Origin of the sequence: Dyella dinghuensis (assembly GCF_003977615.1) — a bacterium.
Taxonomy (GTDB): Bacteria; Pseudomonadota; Gammaproteobacteria; order Xanthomonadales; family Rhodanobacteraceae; genus Dyella_B; species Dyella_B dinghuensis.
This window is the reverse complement of the sequence record NZ_RYZR01000006.1, coordinates 20,629-32,832: the sequence shown is the minus strand read 5'-3', so window position 1 is coordinate 32,832 and position 12,204 is coordinate 20,629. Positions and strand designations below refer to the sequence as shown.

12 protein-coding genes are annotated in these 12,204 nt (G+C 61.0%); all 12 read left to right on the top strand.

Going from position 1 to position 12,204, the window contains the following annotated elements; all coding sequences use genetic code 11:
* Window positions 1-394 precede the first annotated feature (394 nt).
* The 12 genes from EKH79_RS11225 to fliJ all read left to right on the top strand — a co-directional run bounded on the left by EKH79_RS11225 (window position 395) and on the right by fliJ (window position 12,196).
* On the top strand, window positions 395-1,639 hold the full coding sequence (locus EKH79_RS11225; protein ID WP_126673921.1) for a flagellin N-terminal helical domain-containing protein: 1,245 nt from the start codon (window positions 395-397) through the stop codon (window positions 1,637-1,639).
* A 192-nt stretch (window positions 1,640-1,831) separates the two neighbouring features.
* Window positions 1,832-3,319: a flagellar filament capping protein FliD gene (fliD, locus tag EKH79_RS11220; protein WP_233590287.1), complete on the top strand. Its 1,488-nt coding sequence runs from the start codon at window positions 1,832-1,834 to the stop codon at window positions 3,317-3,319.
* 28 nt (window positions 3,320-3,347) lie between these two features.
* Window positions 3,348-3,779, top strand: coding sequence for a flagellar export chaperone FliS (fliS, locus tag EKH79_RS11215; protein WP_126673919.1), 432 nt, complete (start codon window positions 3,348-3,350; stop codon window positions 3,777-3,779).
* The gene (fliT, locus tag EKH79_RS11210; RefSeq protein ID WP_126673918.1) at window positions 3,776-4,087 is read left to right on the top strand and encodes a flagellar protein FliT; all 312 of its coding nucleotides are present in this window, start codon (window positions 3,776-3,778) and stop codon (window positions 4,085-4,087) included. Before fliS ends, fliT begins: the two co-directional genes overlap by 4 nt.
* A gap of 111 nt (window positions 4,088-4,198) precedes the next feature.
* On the top strand, window positions 4,199-4,786 hold the full coding sequence (locus EKH79_RS11205) for a PilZ domain-containing protein (protein WP_158621233.1): 588 nt from the start codon (window positions 4,199-4,201) through the stop codon (window positions 4,784-4,786).
* 366 nt (window positions 4,787-5,152) lie between these two features.
* A complete protein-coding gene (locus tag EKH79_RS11200; protein WP_126673916.1) occupies window positions 5,153-6,613 on the top strand; it encodes a sigma-54 dependent transcriptional regulator in 1,461 nt (486 codons plus the stop codon).
* Between the two features lie 37 nt (window positions 6,614-6,650).
* On the top strand, window positions 6,651-7,004 hold the full coding sequence (fliE, locus tag EKH79_RS11195; RefSeq protein ID WP_126673915.1) for a flagellar hook-basal body complex protein FliE: 354 nt from the start codon (window positions 6,651-6,653) through the stop codon (window positions 7,002-7,004).
* Window positions 7,005-7,065: 61 nt separating this feature from the next.
* On the top strand, window positions 7,066-8,769 hold the full coding sequence (fliF, locus tag EKH79_RS11190) for a flagellar basal-body MS-ring/collar protein FliF (protein ID WP_126673914.1): 1,704 nt from the start codon (window positions 7,066-7,068) through the stop codon (window positions 8,767-8,769).
* Entirely contained in the window at window positions 8,759-9,766 is a 1,008-nt protein-coding gene (gene fliG, locus EKH79_RS11185; protein ID WP_126673913.1) for a flagellar motor switch protein FliG, read from the top strand. The genes fliF and fliG overlap by 11 nt, the downstream gene beginning before the upstream one ends.
* A complete protein-coding gene (locus tag EKH79_RS11180) occupies window positions 9,766-10,401 on the top strand; it encodes a FliH/SctL family protein (RefSeq protein ID WP_126673912.1) in 636 nt (211 codons plus the stop codon). Before fliG ends, EKH79_RS11180 begins: the two co-directional genes overlap by 1 nt.
* A complete protein-coding gene (gene fliI, locus EKH79_RS11175) occupies window positions 10,398-11,765 on the top strand; it encodes a flagellar protein export ATPase FliI (protein ID WP_126673911.1) in 1,368 nt (455 codons plus the stop codon). Before EKH79_RS11180 ends, fliI begins: the two co-directional genes overlap by 4 nt.
* Window positions 11,762-12,196 (top strand): flagellar export protein FliJ, encoded by a 435-nt coding sequence (gene fliJ, locus EKH79_RS11170; protein ID WP_126673910.1) that lies wholly within the window; start codon window positions 11,762-11,764, stop codon window positions 12,194-12,196. Before fliI ends, fliJ begins: the two co-directional genes overlap by 4 nt.
* Window positions 12,197-12,204 lie beyond the last annotated feature (8 nt).

Sequence of the window (12,204 nt, the reverse complement as noted above, 5' to 3'; positions counted from 1 at the left end):
ATATGCGCGGGGCTTGACACCCCACCCCGACCCTTCCCTGCTGCACGCAGGGGAGGGGGAAGTGCGTGTGTGTTCGAGTTACGCGATTGGCTCCTCCCCCTGTGGAACAGGGGGAGGTTGGGAGGGGGTGGCTCTTCTTATATATGTGCAGGGCTTGACCCCACCCCGGCTCTCCCCTGCTGGACGGAGGGGAGGGAGATATGCGCGGCTCATCGGGCGCTTCTCGAAAACCTTTAGGGCTTTTTGCGCAAAAAAAGCTTGAAATAACAACAAAAAGATGGCTAGCGCTGCTTAAGTATTCTTTTGCCACGCCGAAAAAGTTTCTGAGGCGGATGGCACAGCAAGCACAGTCCCCGCCGGCTTGAGTACAACTTACCGGTTTTAGGAGACTTCCATGTCACTCGTTCTCAATACCAACATTTCTTCGCTGCAAGCTCAGAACAACCTGACCACTTCGTCCAGCCAGCTGAGCACCGCGACCGAAGACCTTTCCTCGGGTCTGAAGATCAACAGTGCAGCCGACAATGCTGCCGGCTATGCGATCGTTCAGAACTTCCAGACCCAGATCGGTGGCTTGAACCAGGCTAGCGAAAACGCCACCGATGCCATCAACCTGTCGCAGACCGCAGGTTCGGCACTGAGCCAGATCACTTCCAACCTGCAGTCGATCCGCGATTTGGCCGTGCAGTCGGCCAACGGCACGTATCAGGCATCGGATCGTTCTGCGATCAACACCACGGTTCAGCAGTACCTCTCGCAGATCAACACCATTGCCAACCAGACCAGCTTCAACGGCATCAACGTGTTGAACGGTACGTCCAACGGCCTGTCGTTCCAGGTCGGTGCCAACGTCGGCCAGGCCATCGATGTGCAGCTGGGCCAGGGCGCTACCACCGGCCAGCTGGGTCAGATCTCGGAAGTTTCCACCGGCGACATCAGCGGTGCGTTCCTGGATTCCACCGGCGGCACGGGTGCAGCAGTCAGCCTCAGCGGTCTGGCGCTCACCGGCGCCGATGGTTCCTCGTACACCTTCACCGGTGGCACGGCGACGAGTGCACAGGACGTGGTCGATGCAATCAACGCAGCAGGCGTCAATGGTGTTAGCGCAGCAGTGAATGCCAGCGGCGGTATCAACATCTACTCCACGGGCGAACTGGCCGTTAACGGCGCATCGGTGACCGGCGCGTCGGCAGCTGCCGCAGCATCGGGTAGCTTTGCCAACCTCACGTCGGGTGCGGTGTCCTTCGGCGCCAGCGGCGTCGGCACGGGCGCTACCGCTTTGACGGGTGGTGCTTACACGGCAGGCGCAGTGGTCGAAGCCTCCGGTTCGCTGGCAGGCGGCGACGTTTTGACGGTGGATGATGCCAACCAGCTGATCTCGCGCGTCGATGCAGCCCTGACCACGGTCAGCAACTTGTCCAGCACCTTCGGTGCCGTGCAAGACCGCTTCCAGTCGGATATCTCGACGATCAGCGCACAGCAAACCAACCTGACGTCCTCGCAATCGTCGATTCAGGACACGGACTTTGCCGCAGAAACCGCGGTACTCAGTCAGGCGCAGGTGTTGCAACAGGCGGGTATCTCGGTGCTGGCAACCGCCAACTCCGAACCGCAGAACATCCTCAAGTTGCTGCAGTAACAGGTACCACCGGCCATGGCATCGCGCCATGGCCGGGATTTTGCTTAGTAGGGTTCTGGCGGCGTGTTTGCCGCCAGAAAACTTACGCGAGCGGCGGGTAAAGCGTTGGCTTGAGCGCGAGCGTTTTACCGGCAGCTTGACGGCATGCGGCACGACCGCGGTGTACGGCAAGATGACTTTGCGAGGTCTGACATGAGCAGCATTTCCAGTGTTGGCGGTTCGGCAAGCGCGCTTTCCAGCGCGATTACGGGCTCGTCCAGCTCATCCACCGGCTCCTCGAGCAGCAGCGGCTCCGAAATTGCGAACATTTCCGGCACCGGCATTCTGAGCACGCTGGGCCTGGGTTCGGGCCTGGACGTCAGCTCGATCATTACCGCGCTGGTGAATGCGGCCGAAGCCGCTCCGCAGGCGGACATCACCAATCAGACCAACTCCGACGACAACCAGGTCGCCGGTCTGACTGCGTTGAGCACAGCGCTTACCGGCCTGCAGTCGGCGCTTTCCGAACTTACCTCCAGCAGCACTTATCAAACGTACACCGCAGCGTTTTCCGCCAATAGCACCTCGGCGAGCGGTGTCGGTACGGCAACTACGCTTCCGGATGCCACGCCCGGCAGTTATTCCATCGATGTCACGCAGTTGGCTACCGCGCAGACCAGCGTCAGCAGTGCCTACAGCAGCGGAACGGCCGTCGGTGCCGGCACGCTGGATATCACCGTGGGCAAGAACACGCTGGATCTGTCGGTCTCCGCATCGGACAGCCTGGAAACCATCGCTAGCAACATCAACAACGCCAGCAACAATCCGGGCGTCACCGCCAACGTGATCGCCGGTGCCAACGGCGATCAGCTGGTATTTACGTCGCAGCAAACCGGCACCGCCAACGCGTTCACCGTCAGCACCAGCAGCGATAGCAGCAGCGGGCTCACAGCGCTGGCGAGCCAGCTCAATTCACCGGGTACCGGCGCGGCGAACAATGCCGAACTCACGGTGGATGGCATTCCGGTCACCAGCGCCACCAATAACGTGAGCGGCGCGTTGACCGGCGTCACCATGAGTTTGACCTCGACCGGCACCTCGACCCTGACGGTCGCGCAAAGCACCGCGCCGATAAGCTCGGCGGTCAACGATTTCGTGACGGCTTACAACAACTACAACACCGACGTCGGCGAGCTGGCCAGCTACAACTCCAGCACCGGCCAGGCCGGCGTTCTGCTTGGCGATCCGACACTTGATGCCATCCAGACGCAGCTTTCCCATGTGATGAGCAGCACTGTCCAGGGCAACAGCATCGGCAGCCTGGCGTCGCTGGGCATTACGCGCAATTCCGACGGCAGCCTGTCGCTCAATAGCGAAACGCTCGACAACGCGTTGAGCAGCGATCCGTCCACGGTGCAGAACCTGTTCGCCAGCGCCAATGGCATCGGCACACAGTTGAACAGCCTGGTCACCAACTACAACAGCAGCTCCGGCATCCTCGATACCCGCATCAACGATCTGCAGACGGACGTCAAGAACCTATCGACCCAGCAGACGGCGCTGAACACGCGCATGGCGACGTATCAGGAGCAGCTCGTCAAGCAATACTCGAATCTGGATACGCTGATGACGTCGCTCGACAACACCAGCTCGTATCTCACCGATCTCGAAAAGCAAAGCACCAGCAGTAGCAGCAGCTAATGAAAGAAGGGAGAAGGGATCAAGCACCATGAGCTACGCGACGATGCGAAATCCTGGCGCGCTGTACCGCCAGACCCGGGCACAGGGCAGTGTCGAAGGGGCCGACCGGCACCAGTTGGTTGCCATGTTGCTGGACGGATTGGTCGACCGGATCAGCCAGGCCCGTGGTCACATCATGCATAAGGACATTGCCGCCAAGGGTGTTGCCTTCGCCAAGGCGATCGGCATTCTGAGCGAGCTGCGCCGCAGCCTGAACCACGATGTCGAACCCGTTCTCACCGGCCGGCTGGATGCGCTTTACGACTACATCAGCCGCCGCTTGATCCATGCCCAGCTCAACGACGATCTGCGCGCACTGGACGAAAGCGAACGCCTGATCAGCCCGATTCGCCAGGCGTGGCACGCCATCCGCGGCGAGTTCCTGGCGGAGCAGGGCAAGCTTCAGGCCGTCAAATCATGAATGAAGCGGCGCGCATCGACCTGCAGCGCGTTCTGCAGATCACCATCGACATGCTCGATGCGGCTGCAGGCAGCAACTGGGATCGCGTCAGCCAGCTCGATGCCGAACGGAGCCGCCATTTGCGCAAGCAAGGGGCCGGATCGTTGACGGAGAGCGAGCATCAGATCATTGCGACGGTCGTCAAGCACAACCAGACCTTGAAGGCACATGCCGATGTCGCCCGCACTGCGCTGAAGCAGCAACTGGATCGGCAACCGTACAATCGTCGCGCCCTTCAGACATACATACGCTCATCGTCATCGCGTTGAGTGCGGGCATCAGGTCAATGGGACGCAACTTCAGCGGCATGCGACGCGTTATAAATGCTTTGACGACGCGTACGCCGCGATGGGCCCATTGGCAGCGCGAGGAGCATGCCCATGTCTATTGATGAAATCTGGAAGGAATTTTCCGAAAGGATGACGTATCAGGGCAATCCGCACATCGCTGTGGATGCGTTTCATTTTGTGCCCGAGGACATTGCACGGCTCAACGAACGCAACCTGCATGTGTTGCGAACACTTGCCTCGCTCGATGAGAAAAAGCCTGAAAACACGGGCGATAATGACGATCCGATGATGCTGGAATTGCAGCGCATGGACAGCAAGCTCAACGTTTTGCTGGATATCGTCGATCGCTTGCTGGTGCCTGCGACGCTGTTGCCGGAACGTCAGCCGGTGCGCTTCAACGCCGTGGGCATCGTTGTGCAGGAAAGCGTCATTCCCGCGTCAGACACGCTGTGCATACGTATGCACTTCGATGCGTGCCGTGCATTGCCGCTCGAACTTCCCGCGCGATTTGGACGTTCAACAAACGACGGAAGCACTTTCGTTTACTTTTGTGAATTGAGCGAATTGGTCGAAGATGGGTTGGAACGTTTCGTTTTTTGTCACCATCGGCGCAGAGTGGCAGAGGCGCGGATGACCGGAGTGACGGAAACGGTTCCATCCCCGAAACACAGAATGTGATGTCGATCACCCTTTCGCATATTCGGATATGTCGAAAACTAGGCGTGGCATGGGTTTGACGCGTGAAGGGCATGTCAAAACCGCTCACCTCGATTCTCCATAAGATCGATATAAGTCCTTGATGTAAACGGTTTCTTCCGAACGCCTTGCGGCTTCACTTCTGTGAATCCGCGCACGCGCGGTGCGCGAATTACGTCACGCAAGGCACGCTGACCAAAATTGTCAGCAAATTTTTTGGCGCACCTCTTGCTGCATGAACACACGTGTCACGGCGGAAAGCCGACACGCAGCGGACAACACGCGTTGGGAAGGAACTCGTGATTGTTCTTCGGGTAGTCAGCAGTAAACGCAGCAGGACTCGTGCTCATGCCAAACAGCAACGTTCTCATCATTGAATCTGACGGAACACGCGCCGATATCGTTGCATCGGCCATGCAGTTCATGGGGTATTTTCCGCAGCGATGGAATGCTTCGACACCGATTGATACGAGCGCAGGGGATTGGCGCGCTGTCTACATTGGTGGCATCGACGACGCAGCGCTTTGCGATGAAGCCGTTGCGGCAATGGACACGCAGCTCGATCAGCTGCTCGTCATGGTCGGTGCCGATTCGCCGCAGCTCGGCCGCCTGACCAAGGTCGGCTCGTCGCACGCTGCGCAAATTGAAGTTCTGGATTTCCCGTTGCGCTACGAGCGTCTGGCCGAAGCCGTACGCCGCGCACCGTCGACGACGACGATCAAGACCGCTGCGCCGCTGAAGCTGGTCGGTAGCTCCGCCGCGATGGGTCGCGTCAACGCATTAATACGTCAGGTGGCACCGTTCGATTCCAGCGTGCTCGTGCTGGGCGAATCGGGCACCGGCAAGGAAATGGTGGCGCGCGCCATCCACGATTGCTCCCCGCGCCGCGACAAGCCGTTCGTCGCCATCAACTGCGGCGCCATTCCCGCCGAATTGCTGGAAAGCGAACTGTTCGGTCACGAGAAGGGCGCATTCACCGGCGCGATCAGCACCCGCAAGGGCCGCTTCGAGATGGCTGAGGGCGGCACGCTGTTCCTGGACGAAATCGGCGACATGAGTCTGCCGATGCAGGTGAAGCTGTTGCGCGTGCTGCAGGAACGCATGTATGAGCGCGTCGGCAGCAACCGCACCCAGCGTTGCGACGTACGCATCATCGCTGCCACGCACCGCAATCTGGAAGTCGCCACCGCCGAAGGCCGGTTCCGCGAAGACCTTTTTTATCGCCTGAGCGTGTTCCCGCTCGAGATGCCCGCATTGCGCGAGCACCTGGACGACATGCCCGAGCTGATCTCCGAATTCAACCAGCGTCTGCAGCGTCGTGGCCTGAGCACCGTGCGTTTTAGCGGTAGCGCGATGCAGGCCCTGCGTCAGCACACCTGGCCGGGCAACGTGCGCGAGCTGTCGAATCTGGTGGAGCGTCTTGCCATTCTTTATCCGAACAGCGAAGTGCGCGCCAACGATCTGCCGGAAAAATACCGCGGCGTGCAGCCGATCGACGAAGCGGGCAGCAGCATCCTGCGCGCCATGCTCGACGCCCCGGCCAAGCCGACCAACACGCAGTCGCGTGTGAATCTGGAAGCCGAAGTGTTGTTGCCGGAAGGCGGCGTCGATCTGAAAGACCACCTTGCCGATATCGAAGTGGGACTGATCCGTCAGGCGCTCGACATCACCGACGGTGTCGTCGCGCATGCCGCGAAGCTCTTGCACATGCAGCGCACCACCCTGGTGGAAAAGCTGCGCAAGTACGGGCTGCAGTCGTGCGCTCGCGCCGCGGATGCCGCCGCGCAGAGTGGCACGGCCGTTGCATAAAGCACCTCAGTAGCCGATTTCGCGTTGGAAAACCGACATGAGTCAGATAGACGTCAACAGTGTGCTTTCGCAGCTTCGCGCCATGAGTGCACAAGCAGCCGGTACCGCATCTGTCGCTTCCGTAGCATCCACGGCGCTTGCGCCGTCGGCAGCGGGCGCTGCACCGAATGTGGATTTCGGCTCCTTGTTCAAACAGTCGATCGGTGCGATTGCCGGACAGCAGAACGAAGCGCAGTCACAAGTGAATGCGTTCGAGCGCGGCGATCCGGGTTCGGACATCGTCAAAACCTCGATCGCCGGGCAGAAGGCCGATCTGGCGTTTCGCGGATTGGTGGAAGTGCGCAACAAGCTGGTCGATGCGTACACCAACATCATGAACATGCCCGTCTAACGATTCGCAGAACCCTCCCTGTACGACCCCGTCGCACACCCACCAAGGTTGAATAGTTTTCATGGCCGAAAACAACCTAACGCCTGCCGGCAACGCATCGCGTCTTGATCCACTGAAAGACGTCATGCGCAATCCGATGACGCGCCTGCTGCTGTTGCTGGTCGGCGTCTCGGTGGCCGTGGCCTTGGGTGTCGGCATTGTGTTGTGGTCGCGCGGTCCGAACTACGCGCTGTTGTATGCAGGTCTGGATCCGAAAGATGCCGCCGCGGTGACGCAGGCGCTGCAGACCAGCAACACGCCTTTCAAGCTGGGCGCCGATGGCGCGTCCATTTCCGTGCCGGCCGATGTGCTCGCCGACACGCGTCTGAAACTTGCCAGCCAGGGTTTGCCGCAGGGCAGTACCGCAGGCGCCACGCTGCCGCAGAGCGATTCGCCGTTCGGCATGAGCGATCTGGCGGAAAACACGCGCTACCAGGAAATGCTGGAAACCGATCTGGGCAACACGATTGCCGGTTTGCAGTTCGTGCGTGCCGCGCGCGTGCATCTGGCGTTACCAAAGCCGTCCGCATTCATTCGCGACAATCATCCGGCCAGCGCATCGGTGCTGTTGACGCTTTATCCGGGCCGTCAGCTCGATAGCAGCCAGGTCGCTGCCATCGTGCATCTGGTCTCGGCCAGCGTGCCGGATCTCGACCCTTCGCAGGTGTCGGTGATCGATCAGCAAGGTACACTACTCACCAACTCCGATCCTGATAGCGCCGATGCCGTGGGCGATACACGCCTGCGTCTGGCCACGCGCATGGAAAATCTCTACGCGCAGCGCATCGAAGATTTGCTCACGCCACTCGTCGGCAGCGGCCGCGTGCGTGCGCAGGTGGATGTCGATCTCGATTTCAGCCAGACCGAAAAAGCCAGCGAGAGCTACGACAACGCCAATCCCGCGCTGCGCAGCGAACAGACCAGCAGCGAAACCAAACATGACGGCGGTGCCGGCGAAATCGCTGGCGCGCTAAGCAATCAGCCGCCGAACACGGTGGCGCAACCGACTGCCGCGAAACCGAATGCAGGCGCAGCGGCAACGCCCGCCGCAGGCGCACCGGGTGCGAGCGCTACAAATACGCAAGCGTCGACACCTTCCGATACATCATCCAGCGCCACGCGCAATTACGAAATCGGCCGCACGGTCAGTCATGTCAGCGATCCGGCAGGGCGTCTCGTTCGCCTGACGGTTGCCGTAGTCGTCGACGACAAAATGGCGGCCGATGGCAAGGGCAAGAGCATTCCGCTCACGCCGCAGGACATCCAGCATCTGACCGATCTCACCAAGAACGCCGTGGGTTTCAATGCACAGCGCGGCGACAGTGTCAGTGTCGTCAACCAGGCCTTCTCCGCGGTGCCCGCCGAAGACGACACACCGGTGACTGAACCGTTCTGGCAGCGTCCCGGCATGCTCGATCTGATCAAGCAGGGCGTCGGCATTCTCATTGCCTTGCTGATTGCCTTCGGCCTGCTGCGTCCGATGCTCAAGGGCCTGATGCGCGCGCCGCAACCGATGACTGCACTGGCGGGTCCCATTCCGACCGTGTCCGTGCGCATCAACGATGACATAAATGACGATCGCGAAGACGAAGTTCATATCAAAGCGCCGCAAATTCAGAACATGGCTTACGAGCAGAAGATCGGTCTGGCGCGCAAGCTGGTGCAGGAAAATCCGAAGCAGGTTGCGCAGGTCGTCATGAATTGGGTGGGCGACGATGGCAGCTGAGCAACTTCTCAGCGGCGCACAGCGCGCCGCCATCCTGCTGCTGACGCTTGGCGAACAAGACGCCGCCGAGGTGCTCAAGCATCTCAGCGCACGCGACGTGCAGGCGGTCGGTACGGCGATGGCGACGCTCAACAACGTGTCGCGCGATCAGGTCGAAGGCGTACTCAATGCGCTGAACACCGACATCGGCCGCCAGACCGCGCTCGGCGTCGGTACCGAAGAATACATTCGCAAGATGCTGGTCAACGCACTCGGCGAAACCAAGGCCGGCAGCCTGATCGACCGCATCCTGCTCGGCCGCTCCACCAAGGGCCTTGAGTCGCTCAAGTGGATGGAAAGCCGCGCTATTGCCGAGATGATCGGCATGGAACATCCGCAGATCATTGCGCTGGTACTCGCGCATCTCGAACCCGATCAGGCGGCCGAAGTGATCGGCTATCTGCCGTCACGTACGCGCAGCGACGCAGTCATGCGCATCGCCAATCTCGATGGCGTGCAGCCGCAGGCGCTGAACGAACTCGATGAAATCATGGAGCGTCAGTTCTCCGGCACCTCGTCCAAGCTGAAGTCGGCAACGGTCGGTGGCCTGAAGGCTGCTGCCGATATTCTCAATGCGATGGATTCGTCGCGCGAAGCCGAGCTGATGGGTGCCATCCGTACACAGGACGCCACGCTCGGCGGCAAGATCGAAGATTTGATGTTCGTGTTCGACGATCTGTCGGAAATCGACGATCGCAGCATGCAGACGCTGCTGCGCGAAGTGCCGTCGACGCGCCTGGTCATCGCACTGAAAGGCTGCGAGCCGGCCGTGCGCGAAAAGATTTTCGCCAACATGTCCAAGCGCGCCGCTGATATGCTGCGCGACGATCTGGAAGTCAAAGGTCCCGTCAAACTCAGCGACGTCGACGCAGCGCAGAAAGAAGTGCTCGGCATTGCACGCAAACTTGCCGATGCCGGGCAAATCAATCTCACCGCCAACGGCGATGAGTTCGTCTGATGGCGAGCGTCCTCAGCCGCGACAAGATTCCGCTGTTCGACAAGTGGGAGCCGCCGACCGTCGGCGACCGTCCGGCTGTTGCCGCGCCCGAACCAGCGCCCGGCCCCACGGTTTACGAACTGGAAGAAATCGAACGTCAGGCACGCGAAGAAGGGTATGCCGCAGGTCTGGCGGAAGGCCGTGCTGCGGCCAAGTCGCAGCTGGATGAGCGTCTCGCACGACTCGAAGCGATCTTTGTCGCTGCTGCGCGTCCCCTGACGACGTTTGACGATGCCACCGAACGCGAACTTGCGCTGCTGGCCACCGTGATGGCCGAACGTGTCGTGGGCCGCGAACTGCAGATGGACCCGTCGCTGATTGCCGTGGCGATACGCAAGGCCGCCGATGCGTTGCCTTCCGCCACACGTGAATTGCGCGTGTGGGTAAACCCGCACGATATGGATCTGCTGCGCGAACTCGGTGCGGAAGAACCGCATTGGCGCTTCGGCTCCGATCCCAAACTTCAACGCGGCGATTGCGTGCTCGAAAGCGCACGCTCACGTCTGGACTCGCGCGTAACCACTCGCCTTGCCGCCGTGATCGACGCCGTACTTGGCGACGATCTGGACGAAAGCGATGCGGAGGCCGCTGCGTGAACAACGACAGCGCCTTGCAGGCACGTCACCAACGCTGGCGTCAGCAGTTGGCACGACGTGCGCAACGCGCGCAGTCCTCACATATGTTGACGGTGGAAGGGCGTCTGCGCCGCGTCGTGGGATTGACGCTGGAAGCGGAAGGCTGCGAAGCGCCGCTCGGTTCACGCTGCCTGGTCGATGCAGCCGATGGCACGGAACTGGATACGGAAGTCGTCGGTTTCGCCGACGAGCGATTGCTGCTGATGCCCGTTACCGAAATGCATGGCGTGCTGCCGAATGCGCGCGTGCGTCCTTGCGCACGCGTCGGCGGTTTGCCGGTCGGCGAGGCCTTGCTCGGCCGCGTCGTCGGTGCCGATGGCGTGCCGCTCGACGGTGAAGGTCCGTTGCGCGCCGACGCGCATGCCGTACTCAAACGCGAGCCGATCAATCCGATGGCGCGCAAACCGATCGATGCGCCGCTCGATACGGGTGTGCGCGCGATCAATGCATTGCTGACGGTTGGCCGCGGCCAGCGTCTCGGTTTGTTCGCTGGCTCCGGCGTGGGTAAATCCACGTTGATGGGCATGATGACGCGCTATACCGACGCCGATGTCGTGGTGGTCGGCCTGATCGGCGAACGTGGCCGCGAAGTAAAAGAATTCGTCGAGCAGACGCTCGGCCACGAAGGCCGCCATCGCGCGGTCATCATCGCCGCACCTGCCGACGCACCGCCGCTGAAACGCTTGCGCGGCGCGCAGTACGCCACGGCGGTTGCCGAATGGTTTCGCGATCGCGGTCAGCGCGTGCTGTTGCTGATGGATTCGCTAACGCGCTATGCGCAGGCGCAGCGTGAAATTGCGCTGGCCATTGGCGAGCCGCCCGCGACAAAAGGTTATCCGCCGTCGGTGTTTGCCATGCTGCCCGCACTGGTCGAGCGCGCCGGCAACGATGCCGAAGGCCGCGGTTCGATCACCGCGTTCTACACGGTGCTGACCGAAGGCGACGATCATCGCCACGATCCCATCGCCGATGCCGCGCGCGCGATCCTGGATGGCCACATCGTGCTGTCGCGCGATCTGGCCGAAGCCGGTCACTATCCCTCCATCGACATCGAAGCATCCATCAGCCGTGTGATGCCCGCTGTCGTGTCGAAGGAGCGCATGCGCGCCGCGCAGAAGTTTCGTCAGATGTATTCCGCCTACCGGCAACGGCAAGACCTTATTGCCGTCGGCGCGTATCAGAAAGGTTCGGACACGCAGGTCGATCAGGCGATTGCCATGTGGCCGCGGCTGGTCCGATTTCTGCAGCAGGAAGTCGACGAGCCCGTGGAACTGCGTGCCGCGCAGGATCAACTCGCGCTCATTGCCGCGGAGATTGGTGGATGACATCGCGTTCCGAACGCCTTCAACCTGCGGTCGACCAGGCACAGCGCCGCAAGAAAGACGCGATGCAGCGCCTGGCTGAGCATCAGCAGAAACTTGCGCACGCCGAAGAGCAGTGGGAAGAACTCAAACGCTATCGCCGCGACTACAGCATGGGCACCGGCGGTTTGTCGGTGAGCGCGCTGTTGAACCGTCAACAATTTGTCGAACGCATCGATCAGGCCATCGTGCAGCAGGGCAAGCTGGTCGAGCGTCTTCAGCGCAGCCTGAATGCCGCGCGTGAGCGCTGGCTAAGCGCGAATGCGCGCGAAAACGCGCTCGATAGCGTGGTTGAGCGCCTGCGCAAGCAGGAGAACCAGCGCGAGCAGCGCCTGGAGCAGGCCGAAGTCGACGAACGTATGCAGCACCGCAAACGCGGGTTCGGTGTGCCATGAACCTCTTT

Excerpts from the sequence above, each read along its gene's own strand:
- EKH79_RS11225 (WP_126673921.1), top strand. The coding sequence starts at position 395 with ATGTCACTCGTTCTCAATACCAACATTTCTTCGCTGCAAGCTCAGAAC.
- fliD (WP_233590287.1), top strand. The coding sequence starts at position 1,832 with ATGAGCAGCATTTCCAGTGTTGGCGGTTCGGCAAGCGCGCTTTCCAGC.
- fliS (WP_126673919.1), top strand. The coding sequence starts at position 3,348 with ATGAGCTACGCGACGATGCGAAATCCTGGCGCGCTGTACCGCCAGACC.
- fliT (WP_126673918.1), top strand. The coding sequence starts at position 3,776 with ATGAATGAAGCGGCGCGCATCGACCTGCAGCGCGTTCTGCAGATCACC.
- EKH79_RS11205 (WP_158621233.1), top strand. The coding sequence starts at position 4,199 with ATGTCTATTGATGAAATCTGGAAGGAATTTTCCGAAAGGATGACGTAT.
- EKH79_RS11200 (WP_126673916.1), top strand. The coding sequence starts at position 5,153 with ATGCCAAACAGCAACGTTCTCATCATTGAATCTGACGGAACACGCGCC.
- fliE (WP_126673915.1), top strand. The coding sequence starts at position 6,651 with ATGAGTCAGATAGACGTCAACAGTGTGCTTTCGCAGCTTCGCGCCATG.
- fliF (WP_126673914.1), top strand. The coding sequence starts at position 7,066 with ATGGCCGAAAACAACCTAACGCCTGCCGGCAACGCATCGCGTCTTGAT.
- fliG (WP_126673913.1), top strand. The coding sequence starts at position 8,759 with ATGGCAGCTGAGCAACTTCTCAGCGGCGCACAGCGCGCCGCCATCCTG.
- EKH79_RS11180 (WP_126673912.1), top strand. The coding sequence starts at position 9,766 with ATGGCGAGCGTCCTCAGCCGCGACAAGATTCCGCTGTTCGACAAGTGG.
- fliJ (WP_126673910.1), top strand. The coding sequence starts at position 11,762 with ATGACATCGCGTTCCGAACGCCTTCAACCTGCGGTCGACCAGGCACAG.